Origin of the sequence: Melghirimyces algeriensis (assembly GCF_900182565.1) — a bacterium.
GTDB classification, from domain to species: Bacteria; Bacillota; Bacilli; order Thermoactinomycetales; family DSM-45169; genus Melghirimyces; species Melghirimyces algeriensis.
Window position 1 is genome coordinate 291154 of the sequence record NZ_FXTI01000001.1, and the last position, 17247, is coordinate 308400.

Sequence of the window (17247 nt, forward strand, 5' to 3'; positions counted from 1 at the left end):
GAAGAAGTGATCGGGGTGCTTACATGTGAGTCTTAGTCTATATATCAACTGGCGGGAATGGCTACGTCATATCCGAAACATGGAAAACAAATATCCTGATTATGTACCCGTGATTAAAGGAAACGGTTATGGATTCGGTAACCGTTATTTGGCCGATACCATTTACAGAGAAGGAAAAGAAGAGATTGCAGTGGGTACGTTGGAAGAAGCGCGTCAGTTAGGGAAGGAATACACATTCCGTCAAATGATTGTTTTAACGCCTGTCATGACAGAGCTGGATGTATCTGATCTTGTTTCTGGACGGATCTACACGGTTGGAAGTCGGGAACAGCTGCAATATTTGGTTACCTCATTTGACCGTATTTTGTCAGACGATAGAAGAAGCTGGGCCAAAACGGGTGCACCGTTTAAATTGAATATCCTTTTGAAATGTCAGTCTTCCATGAAGCGATATGGCTTTTCATTGGAAGATGCAACCAATATTCAACAGTGGATTCACGATGCAGAGACAGATCGTGTCCATATTGAAATAAAGGGGCTATCCATCCATTTTCCAAAAGAGGGATTAAGTTTCTCGCAGAAGAAACAGGCAATTGGCGAATGGATTGAAACGCTCAGAAAATCAGGGTTTTCCTGCTGTCGTATGTATGTAAGTCACCTTTCCAGTCAACAGTATCGCGATATATGTAAAAAATGGCCGTCGGTTCACTTTTCCATACGCCTGGGAACGGATCTTTGGCTTTACGATAAATCATTTATTGAGACAAAGAGCACGGTTTTGGACATCAAAAAGATTAAAAGAGGGGAACGGTTTGGTTATAAGCAATTTCGTTCCCTGAAAAGTGGTTATCTGGTATATGTTTCGGGTGGTACGGCCAACGGAGTGGGTTTGGAGGCTCCCGTGTTTCCACGGAGTTGGAAAGAACGACTGAAGCTGACCGTATTTTGGGGTTTAAGTCTGTTTAAACTGCAACTCAGTCCCTTCACTTATAAAGGAAAACGCTTTTGGTATGCTGAGCCGCCACATATGCAGACCACCGTTTTATTTTTCCCTTCCAAAGCTACTTTGCCAGAAGTGGGGGAAGAATTGCTTGTTCAGCTTCGTATGACGACTGCCACATTTGATCGGAAAGTGGAAATGGGAAAAGAGATGATTCCGTACGAACGGGAGTCTGAACAACAAGAAGAAAAAGGCAAAGTCCAACATGTTATTTCCTAAAACCTGAAAAACCCGCTGTTGTCCGTTTTTAACCAGGTCAAGGCGGGTATTTCTGTTTTGATTATCCTCCTGTTTAGCGGTCATACTAAGCTTAAACCAATAGGTGGAATGCTTTCCGTGACCTAGCGACGGGGAGGAATAACAATGAATTGGACAGTTTTAATCATGTTGCTTCAGGTTTTCTTTTCAATCGTGATCGGCTTGTATTTCTGGAACTTACTTCGCAACCAGCATTCCAGTCGTTCTGCGGTGGACCGGGAGTCTCGCAAAGAGATGGACAAATTGCGGAAAATGCGGAGTGTTGCATTGACAGAACCTCTTTCAGAAAAAACCAGACCATCATCCTTTAAAGAAATCGTGGGTCAAAAAGAGGGATTGCGTGCCTTGAAAGCGGCTCTGTGTGGACCCAATCCCCAGCATGTATTGATCTACGGACCTCCGGGGGTGGGAAAAACGGCTGCAGCACGGGTGGTGTTGGAAGAAGCCAAAAAGAATCCGGAATCCCCATTTGACGGTCAATCCAAATTTGTGGAGATTGATGCCACCACGGCCCGTTTTGATGAGCGTGGAATTGCAGATCCACTGATCGGTTCCGTCCATGACCCGATTTATCAAGGAGCAGGAGCGATGGGGGTTGCCGGAATTCCTCAACCGAAGCCGGGGGCTGTTTCAAAGGCGCATGGCGGGATGCTGTTTATTGATGAAATTGGAGAGTTGCATCCCATTCAGATGAATAAGCTGTTAAAGGTGTTGGAAGACCGAAAAGTCTACTTTGAAAGTGCTTATTACAGTTCAGAAGATACAAATACCCCTTCACACATTCATGATATCTTTGAAAATGGTCTTCCAGCAGACTTTCGTCTGGTTGGAGCCACGACCCGAATGCCGGAGGAGATTCCGGCAGCCATTCGTTCCCGCTGTTTGGAGGTCTTCTTTCGGCCTCTTTTGGGAATGGAGATTGAACAGATTGCCCAGCAGGCGATTGAACGGATTCAATTTTCCTATGAAGAAAAAGCGATTGAAGTGATCAAAAAATATGCCACCAATGGTCGTGAAGCCGTCAATATTGTCCAAACGGCCGGTGGATTGGCTCTGACCGAGGGACGCAAGAATATTCAATCCTCCGATGTGGAGTGGGTTGTGCACAATAGCCAAATGACTCCTCGACCGGATAAAAAAGTGCCGGAACATCCTGTTCCTGGATTGGTCAATGGTTTGGCGGTATATGGTCCCAACATGGGTACCCTCCTGGATATCGAGGTGACGGCTGTTCCCGTGAAAACAGCGGAAGAAGGTTCGATTCGAATTACCGGAATGGTGGATGAGGAAGAGTTGGGTAGCCGGCAACGGACTCTCCGGCGAAAGAGCATGGCACGCAGCTCGGTGGAAAATGTCCTTACAGTTCTTCAACGTACAGATGTCAATCCTTATGCCTATCATTTGCATATTAACTTTCCAGGCGGGGTTCCGTTAGACGGACCATCGGCAGGAATCGCGGTCGCTTCAGCCATATACTCAGCAATCAAGGGAATCAAAGTGGATAACCGTCTGGCGATGACCGGAGAGTTGAGTATTCATGGGAAAGTAAAGCCTGTAGGAGGGGTCGTTTCCAAAGTGGAAGCTGCAAAACGGGCAGGGGCCAACCGTGTCTTGATTCCGGAAGAAAATATGCAGACGATTTTCTCGGAAATGGAAGGAATTGAGGTGATTCCGGTCCGTGATCTGGATGCGGTCCTTCGTTTGATACCACTGGATGCTTCCGAAGAGGATCAGGAACAGATCATGCCTGCCACTTCGGTTCTGACGGCTACACCTACACCGATGACTTAAATTTCTGCTGTTGACAGATCGAGCCGCTGTATGTTTATTTGATCGGGAGTGGCTGTCATAGACAAAAGAAGAGGAATAAGATAAAATCGTACAAAGCTTGAAGTATCTATTTGACTTGGCTGGTGACGGCATGGGAGGTGCATACATGGCTGTAAAAGAAGAAGAACGTGTGCTGCCGTTATTGCCTCTTCGCGGTTTGTTGGTCTATCCCAACATGGTTTTGCACCTGGACGTTGGTCGTGAACGTTCTGTGAAAGCGTTGGAACAGGCAATGGTGGATGATGATTTGATTCTCTTGGCAACACAGCATGAAGTACAGCTTGAGGAGCCGACTCCGGAGGATATCTACAAAATGGGCACAATTGCCCGTGTAAGGCAAATGCTTAAACTTCCTAACGGAACCATTCGGGTTTTGGTGGAAGGGCTGAATCGGGCTCGGCTTCTGGAATTTACAGAGACAAAACCGTATTATCAGGTGCGAGTCAGCGAAATTATACAGGAAGAAAACTCTGATGTGAACATTGAAGCATTGATGCGTTCAGTGTTGGACCACTTTGAACAATATCTGCGCCTTTCCAAAAAAGTTTCACCGGAAACGTTGTCTGCTGTTGCAGATATCGATGAAGCGGGACGTTTGGCTGACGTCATCGCTTCCCATCTTCCGCTGAAAATCGAGGATAAGCAAAAGATACTGGAAGCGGTGGATATCCGTGAGCGTTTGGAATCCCTTCTGTCCATTCTGAATGATGAACGTGAGGTCTTGGAACTGGAACGAAAGATCTCCCAGCGTGTCAAAAAACAGATGGAAAAAACCCAAAAGGAGTATTACCTCAGGGAGCAAATGAAGGCGATTCAGCGGGAGTTGGGCGAAAAAGAAGGCCGTATGGGTGAAGTGGAAGAATTGAGGGAGCAGTTGGAAGAGCTGGATGCATCAGATGAAGTAAAAGAGAAGATTGAAAAGGAACTGCAACGGCTGGAGAAGATTCCTACTACCTCCGCAGAAGGGGGAGTGATTCGCACTTATATTGAATGGTTGCTTGAACTCCCTTGGAATAAGCAAACAGAGGACGATCTCGATCTCAAAAAAGCAGAAAAGATACTGGATGAAGACCATTACGGATTGGAAAAAGCCAAAGAACGGGTGCTGGAATACCTGGCTGTCCAACAGATGGTCAAACGCTTAAAGGGTCCTATCCTGTGTCTGGTTGGTCCTCCCGGTGTGGGTAAAACTTCATTGGCACGGTCGATTGCCCGTTCTCTAGGTCGGAAGTTTGTCCGGATCTCCTTGGGCGGTGTGCGCGATGAAGCAGAGATTCGAGGACATCGGCGTACCTATGTAGGAGCGATGCCAGGTCGGATTATTCAGGGAATGAAAAATGCGGGTACCTCCAATCCAGTCTTTTTGTTGGACGAGATTGATAAAATGACGATGGACTTCCGCGGTGATCCGGCCTCGGCACTTTTGGAAGTTCTGGACCCGGAACAAAACCAGAATTTCAGCGATCATTACATTGAAGTGCCTTACGATTTGTCCAAAGTGATGTTTATTACAACGGCCAATACGCTTCACACCATTCCGCAACCGTTGTTGGATCGGATGGAGACGCTGTATATTTCGGGCTACACCGAAATTGAAAAGGAACGGATCGCCAAGAAGTATCTGATTCCCAAGCAAATTGAGGAACATGGTTTAACAAAGGAAAAGCTTGTAATTCATGGTGATGCAATTCTAAAAGTGATTCGGCAATATACCCGTGAAGCCGGGGTGCGGAATTTGGAGCGTGTTTTTGGTCAGCTGGCCCGGAAAGCGGCAAAACAGCTGGTGACTGAAGAGCGGAAGCGCGTCGTGGTTACCGTAAAGAATATTCCCCAGTTTCTTGGGCCGGAGAAATTCCGGTATGGAAAAGTGGAAGAAGCCGATTCATTAGGAGCTGCGACCGGATTGGCCTGGACGGCGGCCGGTGGAGATACACTCACCATAGAAGTAACGGTATTACCGGGGAAAGGGAAGCTTACGCTTACCGGAAAATTGGGTGATGTGATGAAAGAATCGGCGCAAGCTGCTTTCAGTTATATCCGTTCTAGGGCGGATGAGCTAAACATTGATCCTGAGTTTAATGAAAAAAATGATATACACATCCATGTGCCTGAGGGAGCGATTCCGAAGGATGGACCTTCGGCTGGTATTACCATGGCAACGGCACTTGTTTCAGCGTTGACAGAAAGTCCGGTTTCTCGCTATGTGGGGATGACTGGAGAGATCACTTTGAGAGGGAAAGTGCTTCCGATTGGAGGTTTAAAGGAAAAATCGCTTGCCGCCCATCGGGCAGGTCTAACACATATTCTTATTCCGAAGGATAACGAAAAAGACCTGGAAGATGTCCCTGAAAGCGTGCGTAATGATCTGAAAATAACGTTGGTTGAACATATGGATGAAGTATTGAAGTTGGCCTTGGTGAGGGATTCATCATGAAAGTGACCCAAGCTGAATTTGTGATAAGTGCCGTCAAACCGGCTCAATATCCCGCGGACGCCCTGCCGGAGATCGCTCTGGCCGGGCGTTCCAATGTTGGGAAATCATCACTGATCAACTGTTTAATCAATCGAAAAAATTTGGCACGAACCAGTTCAAAGCCAGGGAAAACGCAAACCATCAATTTTTATCGGATTAACGAAGCTCTGTATTTTGCCGATATGCCCGGTTACGGATTTGCCCGTGTTCCGAAGACTGTAAAAGCAGCTTGGGGCCGAATGATTGAATCCTATCTGTCCAATCGGGAAGCGCTGTATGGTGTTATCCAAGTGGTGGATCTTCGGCATCCGCCGACTGGGGACGACCGATCCATGTACAGCTGGCTGAAACATTATGACATTCCGGCCATTGTTGTTGCGACAAAAGCGGATAAAATCTCGCGAGGAAATTGGTCAAAACATCTAAAACAGATACGCAATGGGCTCGACTTGTCCGCCGCAGATCCGCTCATCCTTTTTTCTGCCCAAACCGGTCAAGGGAAGGCGGATCTCTGGAAAGAAATTGGACACTTGATTCCGCGATAAGTGCACCAAAATCAGGGTTGGGGAATAGGTTACATATCACAGAAGATACGGGCGAAAGGTTGGGAGAGGATGAATAAAAAAATACGTGTAGCCGTATTGTTTGGAGGAAAATCAGGAGAGCATGAGGTTTCTCTCTCTTCTGCTAGCTCCATTATCCAGGCAATGGATTTAGAAAAATACGATCTATTCCCTGTGTTGATCAATCAGGCAGGTGGTTGGGAACCGGGAACACCTGCTTTATCTGCGCTGGAGGGGAAGGTAGAATCGGAAAAGCTGAAGGAATTATCCGCCTCCAACGATGACTCGCTACCTGCTACAACAAATCTCCCGGTCTTGAAGTGGGACGAGATCGATGTGGTTTTCCCTGTTCTTCATGGAACCTTTGGTGAAGATGGTACGATTCAGGGAATGTTGGAAATTGCGGATATTCCTTATGTGGGAGCAGGGGTTCTCGCTTCCAGTGTGGGCATGGATAAGGTGATGATGAAAAAGGTTTTTGCGCAGGAAGGACTGTCTCAAGGGAACTTTTCCTTTTATCTGAGAAAACAGATTGAGAGGGATATAGATTCCGTTGTGGCGGAGGTTGAAGCCGACTTTGCGTATCCTTGTTTTGTCAAGCCGGCAAATCTGGGTTCCAGTGTGGGGATTTCCAAGGCGAGAAACCGGGAAGAACTGGTTGGTGCTCTTCAGTTAGCCGCTCGCTATGATCGAAAAGTGGTTGTGGAAGAGTTTGCGGATGCACGGGAAATCGAAGTGGCGGTTCTGGGAAACGATGAACCTGAGGCTTCGGTTCCTGGTGAAATCGTCTCTTCCAATGACTTTTATGATTATAAAGCGAAATATATCGATGCAAAATCAGAAATGCGCATTCCTGCCGAATTGCCGAAAGGGACCCAGGAAGAAATTCGGCGCATGGCGATTCAAGCCTATCGTGCCATTGATTGCAGTGGTCTCGCACGAGTGGATTTCTTCGTTCATCATTCCGATGGTCGGGTATGGATTAATGAAATCAATACCATGCCTGGGTTTACTCCTTTCAGCATGTATGCGAATCTCTGGAAGCACTCTGGTATTTCTTATTCCCAACTCATTTCCAAGTTGATTGATCTAGCGTTGGAACGATACAAAGAAAAACAAAAGTCAACAACAACGTTTGAGATATAGCCAAAACCCCCGTTTTTGACGGGGGTTTTGGCTATAAAGATCTTTCTAACTTCCGATAATGAAAGAGTATCGGAAGTTAGAAAAGCGATCAAAAGAAAGGGGGATGAAACAAGTCCACTTATTCCAAACATGAGTCCGACCGTACCCTCACCACAGACCATACAGATATTCCTCAACTTTGTTTTGCATGGTAAACATATTTTTGCCGAAAAAATATTCCCAAAAACCGGGATATAAACTAAAATATAATCGATTGGGATTTTTTGCAAGATGAGGAGGATCGTATATGGAGTCGTTTGATCCGATCAGTGTAGGTGAAATCATAAGAAAAGTCAGAAAGGAGAAGGGGTTAAGGTTGGAGGATCTAGCGGATGAGCATATCTCTACCGCCACCATCAGCAACGTAGAAAGAGGGATGTCTCAGGTAAGACTTGAAAAGACACATTACATACTTGAGAAGCTGGGCATATCTGCGGAAGAGCTCCCAAAACATATTTTACGTCAGCAAAAGGCGCAAAATCATGTTCAATTTGTGCTAGATATAGCGGAGTCTCTATCAAAAATGGGACAAGCGGATAAATCGTTTAGGATTCTTAAAGGCATCAACCTAACGGACGATCATCCCTGTGTTCCAACCTTTCATTGGCTTTTGGGTAGCTATTATCTATCAAAAAGTAAATTTAAAAAAGCGGAGCAGTGTTTTCATAACGCGATCAGGATCTCAACAAAAGGGGAATTTTCTGAAAAAACAAACATTGGAGCGCATTCCTTCAAAGATCTTGGACGATGCAGTTACTATCAAAATGAATTACAACAAGCTATTGTCTATACAGATAGCGGACTGGGTGCCTACAATCCAGAAGGGGAAAGGAGGTATGTAAAATATATCCTACTCAGAAACAAAGCGATTTACCTTGAGAGGCTTGGCAGAACGATTGAAGCATTAAAAATCGTTCAAGATGTATGGGATGAGATCGATCAGATTCAACATTCTGAAACCGTGCTTTCGTTTTACTGGTTAAAGGCTGAGCTGATGAGGAAATCAAGTGCGTTCCAGGATGCCATACAAACGGCTCAAGAGGGTCTGCGTATAGCCAGTTTAAACAACATTCAAGACTCCAGCGTCGATTTATGGGTAACTCTTGCCGGAAGCTACTCCGCCTTGAAAGATTGGGAAAAGGCAGAGATATGTTTTGAGATTGCAATGGATTTGTCCGAGGAGAAAGATAATAGATATATCAGATCATGTATACAATTAGCCGAATTATATAAAAAGAAAGGGGAGTGGGGAAAATCGGAAGAAAATTTAATCAAAGCGATTTATAAAGCTGAAAAGTATAACTGTAGTTTTTATCTCGCGGACGCATTGTTATCCATGGGAGAACTTCATTTAAGTAGGGGTCGAAAGGTCGAAGCGGTGGATCAGTTGAGAGAAGCGATCGACCTGGCTGAGTATTATGGTTATGCCGATAAGGAGTATAAAGCATGGTATAAGCTGGCGCAAGCATATGAGAATATTAATCAGAAAGAATTTGAAACTTGTACCAGGAATATGTATAGAGTACAGAGAAAAATCAATGAAAGGTGGAAAAGAAATGAAATTAGCTGGAGTGTTATTTGAAGAAAATCAACTGTATTGGAGTAAAACAGAAAGCAGCGAACCAGGCTAAGCAAGTCCGCAAGGTTTATCCTTGCGGACTGTTGTTATTGTACACTTTCCCAGCTATTCGTTACAAAACCTAGAAATTTTTCGGTTATACTTGTTCTGTCAAAATAAGAGGTTTTCCGTTCTGGATGGCGAGGGTATGTTCATACTGTGCTGAGAGACTTCCGTCCACGGTTCTGGCAGTCCATCCGTCATCGTCCAATGTCACTTTTCGGGAACCGACATTTAACATGGGCTCAATGGTAAACACCATACCTTCGCGGATCAACTCCCCGCTGTGAATCGGGCCGAAGTGGGGGACGGCGGGGGGTTCATGGATTTTCTGTCCAATTCCATGACCGACAAATTCTTGAACCACGGAAAAGCCTGCTTTTTTTGCGATCTCTTGAATGGCGTGGGAAATATGACCGATTCGGTTGCCGGGTTTTGCTTGGGAAATTCCGGCTTTCAGTGCCGCGAGCGTTGTCTTCATCAGATGGTCCGCTGTTTTGGATATTTTTCCCACAGCATAGGACCAAGCGGAATCGGCCAGCCAACCATCTTTGTTTACGACAAAATCGATGGTGACAATGTCTCCCTCTTTCAGTGGAATATCGTTTGGAATCCCATGACAAATGACATCGTTGACAGACGCACAAATGGCATTGGGATAACCCATATATCCTTTCTGTTCAGCCGTTGCACCATATTGCTTCAAGTACTTCTCCACAAAACGATCAATTTCCAGAGTGGAGACACCTGGACGAATTCGCTTGGAAATCTGCTGATGGCATGCAGCCAAAATCTTTCCTGCCCGGTGCATGGCTTTGATCTGTTCTGGCGTTTTGATATCGCTCATTGTCTGCTCCTCTCCTGATTCAAGGATGTATTTTAAATATATGTGATCGATTGACGTATTGGCATTCAGATTTTTCTTCTGTAGCTTGATATCTCTCTGAAAAATCTGTTGCAGTCAGGGATCGGGATTTTAGTAGCGAGCTGGTGGACGGTGAATCAGGAAGAAAACAGAAGCTCATGTTGAGATTTATGACAAAGTGGTGAAGGGACAATTTCCGTTTCCGCATCTCTTTCCTCCAGCATGGAAGTGGAAGGTGTCCGCTTCAACCCCCTCTTAGTATCTTTGTCGGCAGTCTTATGTTCTTTTTTATAAATATTTACAGTAAAATACAATCTTGTGATCGCCTTATTGGAAGACCGAAGAAGCGCCTTTGCACCTACATTGGTGAGCCAGGGGTTTTCTTATAAGCTGTTCATATTGTTATCTGAATTATATGAAATTAATTAATGTATATATATAAAGGGAAAAAAGCCGGAGTGGTGGTCATTATCTTAAAAACCATGCTAAAATTATGTTAGGATTGTATAGGACAATAGAAGATTTTATTCAAAGATAGGGAATGTTTTTTTGTTCGCATTTATTTTGCGTTTTTATAGGAAGGAGGTGATGATGTCAAAGTGTCCGTATTCATCAGGGTTGAACCGGTAAGCTTTAATGGGTGGATGGTTACATAATCCCGGCATATTTTTAAAGAGTATAAAAAGAATGGCGGTATTAATTCAAATGAAATGGCAGAATTGGTTGGAACGTACAAGCCGATGGTCTGTCGTCTTTTTTGCTTGGTGTCTGGCTTTCATTGATATTCTGGAAAAGCCTGATACAAGCTGGAGCCTGCTCCATTTGATCACTTTATCGGCTCTGTTGATGTTTACTGAATTTTTCCCTTTCCCAGGTCATGAGGGACGGGTGACGGTTCACTTTCCATTTTTATTTACGCTCACTTCCATGTTTTCACCCGGTCTGGCTGGAACTGTTTATGCAGTCATTATATTGACCGTAACCTGGGTTAAAAAGCATTCCCTGTATCGGGGGGCTTTTCGAAGCGGATATACCATCCTGGGACTTTACGGGGTTCAACTGTTTCTTACAACAGTGGGTATTTCATGGATCAATCAAGGTGGAATCGTTTTTCCTGTCCTTGCTTTGACCGGATGTGTTGTTGTATTTGAGGGTGTTAGCAAAGGGATTCGGGATGGAGTGGAATTTCTTCGCTATCGTCCGCGGCAATCCAGACTGTGGTTGGCTAACTGGCGTCTGGAGACCAGTGCGGCTTTATTGTCTCTCGTCTATATCCTTGCTTACTATGGAATGCTCCATGAAGGCAGAGAGACAGACCCCATGAGCATTTTGTTCTTCTATGCCCCCCTTGCAGCGTTTGCCGTTCTATCCAATGTCATTGTGAAATTGACCCGGAAAGAACGCAAGCTGGAGCTGTTGTTTCTTTTAACCACTGATATCAATAAAAACCTTGACTTAAGAAAGGTCATGGAAAAAACGCTTCTCCCATTATCCAAGATGATCCCATACAGTTATGGAATGTTTTATCTTTTAAAAAATGACCGTCTCTCTCCGGCCGTAACTGCCGGGGACGTCCCTAAACATATGCGGAAGCATAAGCTCCCTTTAAATCAAGGGATCAGTGGTTGGGTGGCAGCTCACGGAGTGGCTGCTCTGGTTCACAATACCAAGTTGGACCCGCGGTGTAACGATGATCTGAAAGAGTGGGAAGAAGTACGTTCCATACTCTCAGTTCCCTTGAAAATGGATGGTGAAGTTCTGGGAGTGATTACGTTGGGAAAAACAGAGGAGCGTGCATTTGAAGAGGTGGATCTTACATTCCTCCAAGTATTGGCCAGTCAATCCGTTGTCGCGATAAAAAATTCCCGGCTGGTAGAGGAAAGGGAACGGCGGGTAGTGGCTGAGGAAAGAAACCGCCTTGCCAGAGATATTCACGATGGAATCGCTCAGTCCTTTGCCGGTGTACTAATGAAAGTGGATTCATCTTTAAAGGTCTTGGATTCCCAGCCGGAAAAGGTGCGTGAATGGTTGGAGGAAAGCCGGATCAAGCTCCGGGATGGGCTGAAAGAGATTCGTTATTCCATCACTGCGTTGCGTCCTTCTCCAGCGGCTAAGATCGGGTTGATTCCATCGCTGCGCCGACGGGTTGAAGCTTTTGAAAACGAAACAGGAGCCGAAGGTATTTTTGAAAAGATCGGGGAAGAACAACCTCTCTCTGAAGATGTACAGGAAACGGTGTATATGGTCTGCCATGAGGCTCTTTCCAATGCGGCAAAGCACGCGAAAGCAAGTGTTGTTCGGGTTTGTCTGGAATATCGTTCTGAAGAACTATGTTTGACCGTGACCGATGACGGGGTTGGCTTTTCCCTGGCCAAGGCTGTTTTTAAAGCGGAAGCCCAGAAGCGTTATGGCATTGTGGGTATGAATGAACGGGCACAGAAGCTGGGGGCAGCGTTACAGTTTGAGAGTGAGGAAGGAAAAGGAACCCGTGTAATTCTGACCATACCGATTGGAGAAGAGGAGGAGGCGGCCGTCCATGCCCATTAACGTATTATTGGTGGACGACCATGCAATTTTAAGGGACGGGTTGTCCAGTATTATCAGCCTGGAAGAGGACATGGAAGTCGTCGGTCAGGCCGATAGCGGAGCAGAATCGATCGAGCTGATAGAAAAACTTAATCCTGATGTGGTGTTAATGGATATTAACATGCCAGGGATGAGCGGTGTGGAAGCGATTCGTCGGATTCGGGCCAAAAACTTGAAAGTGGCTGTGTTGGTGTTAACCATGTTTGATCGGGATGAATATCTTTATGAGTCCATCCGAGCAGGGGCGACAGGTTATTTGTTGAAGGATGCCCCTTCATCCGACGTTATTGATGCCATCCGTTCCGCATATCGCGGAGAATCCACCTTACATCCGGTGATGGCACGAAAGCTTTTAGATAATATCAGTGGGGGAAAAAAGACAGAGAGCGGTACCAATGAGGATTCCCTGACACCGCGGGAACTGGATGTTCTGAATTTAATGGTGAAGGGTCTTTCCAATAAGGAAATTGCAGAACAATTGTTTATCAGTGACAAGACAGTGAAGATTCATGTCAGCAATATATTGAAGAAGCTTCGGGTGAAAAGCCGTTCTCAGGCGATTATCTATGCGATCCAGCATGAATTGGTTCTGTTGGATTGATGATAACCAAAAACCGACCGGGATGTAAGTCCGGGTCGGTTTTTGGTTTTATTTTATCGATGACGAAGGAGATATCTTTCCAGACGGGAAACGAGAAGATACATGATGGTGGCCAGAAAGGCAACAATTAACAGACTCAGTAGTACCAGAGTCAGGTTGAACACTTGAAAACCGTAAATAATCAAGTGCCCCAGCCCATTCTTGGAGACCAAAAATTCGCCGACGATTACTCCCACCCAAGCCAGCCCGACGTTTACCTTTAAAGCGGAGATCAGGTCAGGAATACAAGCGGGGAATATGATTCTGCAAAACAATTGCCGTCGATTGGCGCCGAAAGCACGGGCCAGTTTAAGATAATCATGGTTGACGCTTTGAAAACTGTTGTAAATCACCATGGCGGTAATAATGACGGTGATGGCGATTCCCATGGCCAGAATGGAAGCGAATCCCGCGCCGACAGTCACAATAAAAAGCGGTCCCAAGGCTACTTTTGGCATGCTGTTAAGAACAACCAGATAAGGTTCCAGTACCCTGGAAAGAAACGGGGATGCCCAGATCAGTGTGGCTAAACCTGTTCCAGCTGCCGTGCCCAATATAAATCCGGCCATTGTTTCCAAAACAGTTATACCGATATCTTGATAAAATGCAGGGTCTGTACTCATTTGGAGGAAAAGTGTCCAAATCCGAACAGGGCTGCTGAAGATGAAAGGATCGATCCATCCTTGGCGAGAGCTGATCTCCCACCCGGTGATCAGAAGGATGAAGAGGGTTAACCGGGTGATATGGACCCCAAGTTGTCTTAATCGGTGTTTACGCAGATACCTGGCGTGAAGATTTGATTTTGCCCCCCGCGTGAGTCGGGTGTTTAACCACTTCATCACCGTTCCATCTCCTTCCACAAATCATTAAGTAGAGGGCGGAAAGAGGATTTGCTTCGAGATTCAAGCGGAGCGGCGCTTTGCAATTCTTTTGGCACCTTCAATGTATGACGGATGGTTCCCGGTTGACCCCCCATAACCAGAATGGTATCCGACAAAGCCAAAGCTTCTTCCAAATCATGCGTGACCAACAGCACAGTCATTTTCCGTTTGCTCAAAACATTCATCAACAATTCTTCAAGGTAAATCTTATTTTGATAATCGACAGCGGAAAAGGGCTCATCTAACAGCAATATATCAGGTTGTACGGCCAATGTTCGCACAAGAGCCACACGTTGTCTCATTCCTCCGGAAAGTTGTGAAGGGAGTAACTTCAGCGTGTGTCCCAATCCGAGTTCTTGCAATAAGGCGCGGGCACGGCTTTTGGTTCGTTCACTCTTCTGTCTGCGAAATTCCAGACCGAGTGTAATATTGTCCTCGACGGTTCGCCAGTCCAGCAAGCAATCTTGTTGGAGCATATATCCCAGTCGGTTGGAAGGGGCAAGCACTTTCTCCCCGAAAATTCGCAATGTGCCTGAAGTAGGTGGTATCAGACCGGCCACCAATGACAGGATGGTGCTTTTCCCACATCCGCTGGAACCTACCAGACTGACAAACTCTCCATGTCGAATCTGAAAAGTGATGGGATTCACAGCATGAATTTCGTCCTGTATGCTTAAGTAGGTTTTGGTAATGCGTTTTGCTTCGATGGCAATCGGTTCGCTCACGGTCCCCCCTCCTTCTGACATATCGATTATGGCTCCTTCTGTATGACTTTTTCGGCGATATTTGTTTGAATGACCGTTTCGTAAGGAACGGAGCTGGGTAACTCACCAGCCTGCTCCATAATCTGAAGCATGCGTTGATATTCTTTTCGATCTATTAAGGGGTCTGAAGCCCAGGTATTCTGAGACTTGTACCGATGAATCACTTTGATCAGGATGTCTCTAGAGGTACCTTTGAAATCGGGCTGAATGACATCCGCAATCTCCTCAGCGGAATGCGATTGAACCCAGCGTTGTCCTCGATGGATTGCACGTGTGAACCGCTTGACCAAATCCGGATGTTTCTCGATATAGTTTTTTTTGCTCATATAGACGGTATAGGGAAGGTTACCGCTGTCTTTGCCAAAGGAAGCCACAACATGTCCGGTTCCTTCCTGCTCCATTTTGGAAGCAATGGGTTCAAACAACTGAACATAGTCTCCTGTACCAGAGGCAAAGGCACCTCCGAGATTTTTGAAATCCACATTTTGTATAATTTTGAGGTCCTTATGAGGTTTTAGACCATTTTTTCGCTGAACGTATTCACTCACCATTTCAGGCATACCGCCTTTGCGTTGTCCGAGAAGCTCCTTTCCTTTCAGATCATTCCAATCAAACTGTTTGACAGGCTTTCTTGATACGAGAAAACTTCCATCCTTTTGAGTCAGTTGGGCAAAACCGATCACGGGATGTTGAGCGCCTTGAGCCGAAACATATACAGCTGTTTCTGCACCAGAGAGGGCGATGTCCGCATGGCCGGACAACAAGGCAGTCATTGCTTTGTCGCCACCAAAGGCGCTGGAAAGTTGTAGATCGATTCCTTCATCTTTGAAAAAGCCTTTGTTGATCGCGACATATTGTGGAGCGTAGAAAATGGAATGGGTGACTTCAACCAGGCGAACCGTGTCGGTGTTCTTATCCGATGTGTTATCAAAGCCGCAGGCCGTAACGAGAAGTGTGATGCTGACCATCAAAAGAAAACGGATCCTTATGGAAGCGGAACGCATACAGGTCTCCCCCCGGCAATCATAATGGGCTGATGTATTATATGCCTTGCTTCAAAATGTGTTCACAACCTCCTTTTTATCCTGAAGAATAGCCTGTGTTATAATAGGGGATGAATATTTGAGATTTACGGAGTGTAGCGGAGCCGTTGGATTGGATCTCCGGCGATTGTGGACCGGACAAGAACGGCTGGATAGAACGGGGTGAAACCTATGCACATCATCGTTACAGGATTCAATCATAATACAGCGCCTGTGGAACTAAGGGAACGGATGACTTTCTCGCCCGAAATTTTGGGACGCTCTCTTCAGCGGCTTTCTCATATGAAAAGTATTTTGGAGTGCGTCATCATTAGCACATGTAACCGGATGGAATTGTATGTGGTCAGTGACCAACCACATACAGGCCGCTATTATTCCAAAATGTTTTTAGAAAGCGAATTTGGAATTGCAAAGGAAGATTTTATCGATAGTCTCTATGTGAAAGAAGATCATGAAGCAATCCGACACCTGTTCCAGGTGGTTGCCGGATTGGATTCCATGGTATTGGGAGAGACCCAAATTCTGGGTCAAGTCAAGGAAGCCTTTCTGGTTGCTCAGCGCCAAAAGGTGACCGGGACGATCTTTAATGAGTTATTTAAACAGGCTATCACGTTGGGAAAACGGGTTCACTCGGAAACGGAGATTGGACAACATGCGGTTTCGGTCAGTTATGCGGCTGTTGAATTGGGCAAAAAGATGTTCAGCACGTTTACCGATAAGACGGTTCTGCTTTTGGGAGCCGGTGAAACTGGTGAATTAACAGCCAAACATCTGTACGAAGCCGGAGCAGAGCGAGTGATTGTGGTAAATCGGACATTGGAAAAAGCGGAAGAAGTGGCAAAGCGATTTTACGGGGAAGCCCGTCCGATTTCCCGACTGGCAGAATCTCTGCGGGAAGTGGATATTGTTGTCAGCTCTACGGGAGCACAGGGTGCTGTCATTGAAAAGGATGTGGTTGAGCAAGTATTGGACAAGCGTCTGACTCCACTCTTTTTGATTGACATCGCTGTTCCAAGGGACATCGACCCTGATATTCACCATTTGGATAACGTGTTTTTGTATGACATTGATGACTTAAACGGAATGATAAAAACGAACTTGGATCTGCGTCAGAAGGAAGCCGCCAAAGTGGAAGAAATGATCACCGAAGAAGTGAATCGTTTTCAGGAATGGATTACCACTTTGGGTGTGGTTCCGTTGATTACGGCTCTTCGGGAAAAGGCGCTGATGATTCAGCAGGAGACAATGGAGAGCATTGAGCGAAAATTGCCGGATCTGACGGAGCGGGAAAAGCGAGTGTTGCGAAAACACACCAAGAGTATCGTCAATCAAATGCTTCGTGATCCTTTGGCACGGATTAAAGAACTTGCTGCAACCAAAGACCGGGAACAAGCGTTGGAGATGTTTGTTCACATTTTTGCTTTGGAAGAGCAATTGCAAGCGATGGAGCAGAAAAAAGAGGATCGTTCAGGAGTTTCATACAACCGAGCGTCTCAACCAATTTCCTTGGTCGGTGAAGTTTCCGTCCGTTCGTGAAAGAA

Annotated in this window: 13 protein-coding genes; 9 read left to right on the forward strand and 4 right to left on the reverse strand. The window is 45.7% G+C overall.

Going from position 1 to position 17247, the window contains the following annotated elements; all coding sequences use genetic code 11:
* Window positions 1–25 precede the first annotated feature (25 nt).
* The 6 genes from FN782_RS01355 to FN782_RS01380 all read left to right on the forward strand — a co-directional run bounded on the left by FN782_RS01355 (window position 26) and on the right by FN782_RS01380 (window position 8891).
* Window positions 26–1219 carry an alanine racemase gene (locus FN782_RS01355; protein WP_142503968.1) on the forward strand — a complete coding sequence of 398 codons (1194 nt, stop codon included), beginning with the start codon at window positions 26–28 and terminating at the stop codon, window positions 1217–1219.
* Between the two features lie 144 nt (window positions 1220–1363).
* Window positions 1364–3049 carry an ATP-dependent protease LonB gene (gene lonB / locus FN782_RS01360; RefSeq protein WP_142503969.1) on the forward strand — a complete coding sequence of 562 codons (1686 nt, stop codon included), beginning with the start codon at window positions 1364–1366 and terminating at the stop codon, window positions 3047–3049.
* 145 nt (window positions 3050–3194) lie between these two features.
* On the forward strand, window positions 3195–5522 hold the full coding sequence (lon, locus tag FN782_RS01365; RefSeq protein WP_246064805.1) for an endopeptidase La: 2328 nt from the start codon (window positions 3195–3197) through the stop codon (window positions 5520–5522).
* Window positions 5519–6106: a ribosome biogenesis GTP-binding protein YihA/YsxC gene (yihA, locus tag FN782_RS01370; protein ID WP_142503971.1), complete on the forward strand. Its 588-nt coding sequence runs from the start codon at window positions 5519–5521 to the stop codon at window positions 6104–6106. The genes lon and yihA overlap by 4 nt, the downstream gene beginning before the upstream one ends.
* 69 nt (window positions 6107–6175) lie before the next feature.
* Window positions 6176–7270 carry a D-alanine--D-alanine ligase gene (locus FN782_RS01375; protein WP_142503972.1) on the forward strand — a complete coding sequence of 365 codons (1095 nt, stop codon included), beginning with the start codon at window positions 6176–6178 and terminating at the stop codon, window positions 7268–7270.
* 286 nt (window positions 7271–7556) lie between these two features.
* Window positions 7557–8891 (forward strand): helix-turn-helix domain-containing protein, encoded by a 1335-nt coding sequence (locus tag FN782_RS01380; RefSeq protein WP_142503973.1) that lies wholly within the window; start codon window positions 7557–7559, stop codon window positions 8889–8891.
* Between the two features lie 133 nt (window positions 8892–9024).
* On the opposite strand, the gene map is transcribed toward FN782_RS01380, so the two are convergent.
* Entirely contained in the window at window positions 9025–9774 is a 750-nt protein-coding gene (gene map / locus FN782_RS01385; protein WP_142503974.1) for a type I methionyl aminopeptidase, read from the reverse strand.
* A 705-nt stretch (window positions 9775–10479) separates the two neighbouring features.
* Between map and FN782_RS01390 the strand changes: the two genes are divergently transcribed.
* Window positions 10480–12339, forward strand: coding sequence for a GAF domain-containing sensor histidine kinase (locus FN782_RS01390; protein ID WP_185955966.1), 1860 nt, complete (start codon window positions 10480–10482; stop codon window positions 12337–12339).
* Complete coding sequence (locus tag FN782_RS01395; protein ID WP_142503976.1) at window positions 12329–12979, forward strand: response regulator; 651 nt, start codon at window positions 12329–12331, stop codon at window positions 12977–12979. The genes FN782_RS01390 and FN782_RS01395 overlap by 11 nt, the downstream gene beginning before the upstream one ends.
* Before the next feature lie 53 nt (window positions 12980–13032).
* On the opposite strand, the gene FN782_RS01400 is transcribed toward FN782_RS01395, so the two are convergent.
* From FN782_RS01400 to FN782_RS01410, 3 genes are read right to left on the reverse strand one after another with little or no spacing between them, the layout of a single operon-like run.
* The gene (locus tag FN782_RS01400; RefSeq protein ID WP_142503977.1) at window positions 13033–13857 is read right to left on the reverse strand and encodes an ABC transporter permease; all 825 of its coding nucleotides are present in this window, start codon (window positions 13855–13857) and stop codon (window positions 13033–13035) included.
* Entirely contained in the window at window positions 13857–14624 is a 768-nt protein-coding gene (locus FN782_RS01405) for an ABC transporter ATP-binding protein (RefSeq protein ID WP_246064806.1), read from the reverse strand. Before FN782_RS01405 ends, FN782_RS01400 begins: the two co-directional genes overlap by 1 nt.
* Window positions 14625–14650: 26 nt before the next feature.
* Window positions 14651–15667 (reverse strand): ABC transporter substrate-binding protein, encoded by a 1017-nt coding sequence (locus tag FN782_RS01410; RefSeq protein ID WP_142503979.1) that lies wholly within the window; start codon window positions 15665–15667, stop codon window positions 14651–14653.
* 210 nt (window positions 15668–15877) lie between these two features.
* Here FN782_RS01410 and hemA point away from each other — a divergent pair, with 210 nt between their 5' ends.
* The gene (gene hemA / locus FN782_RS01415; RefSeq protein WP_142503980.1) at window positions 15878–17242 is read left to right on the forward strand and encodes a glutamyl-tRNA reductase; all 1365 of its coding nucleotides are present in this window, start codon (window positions 15878–15880) and stop codon (window positions 17240–17242) included.
* Window positions 17243–17247 lie beyond the last annotated feature (5 nt).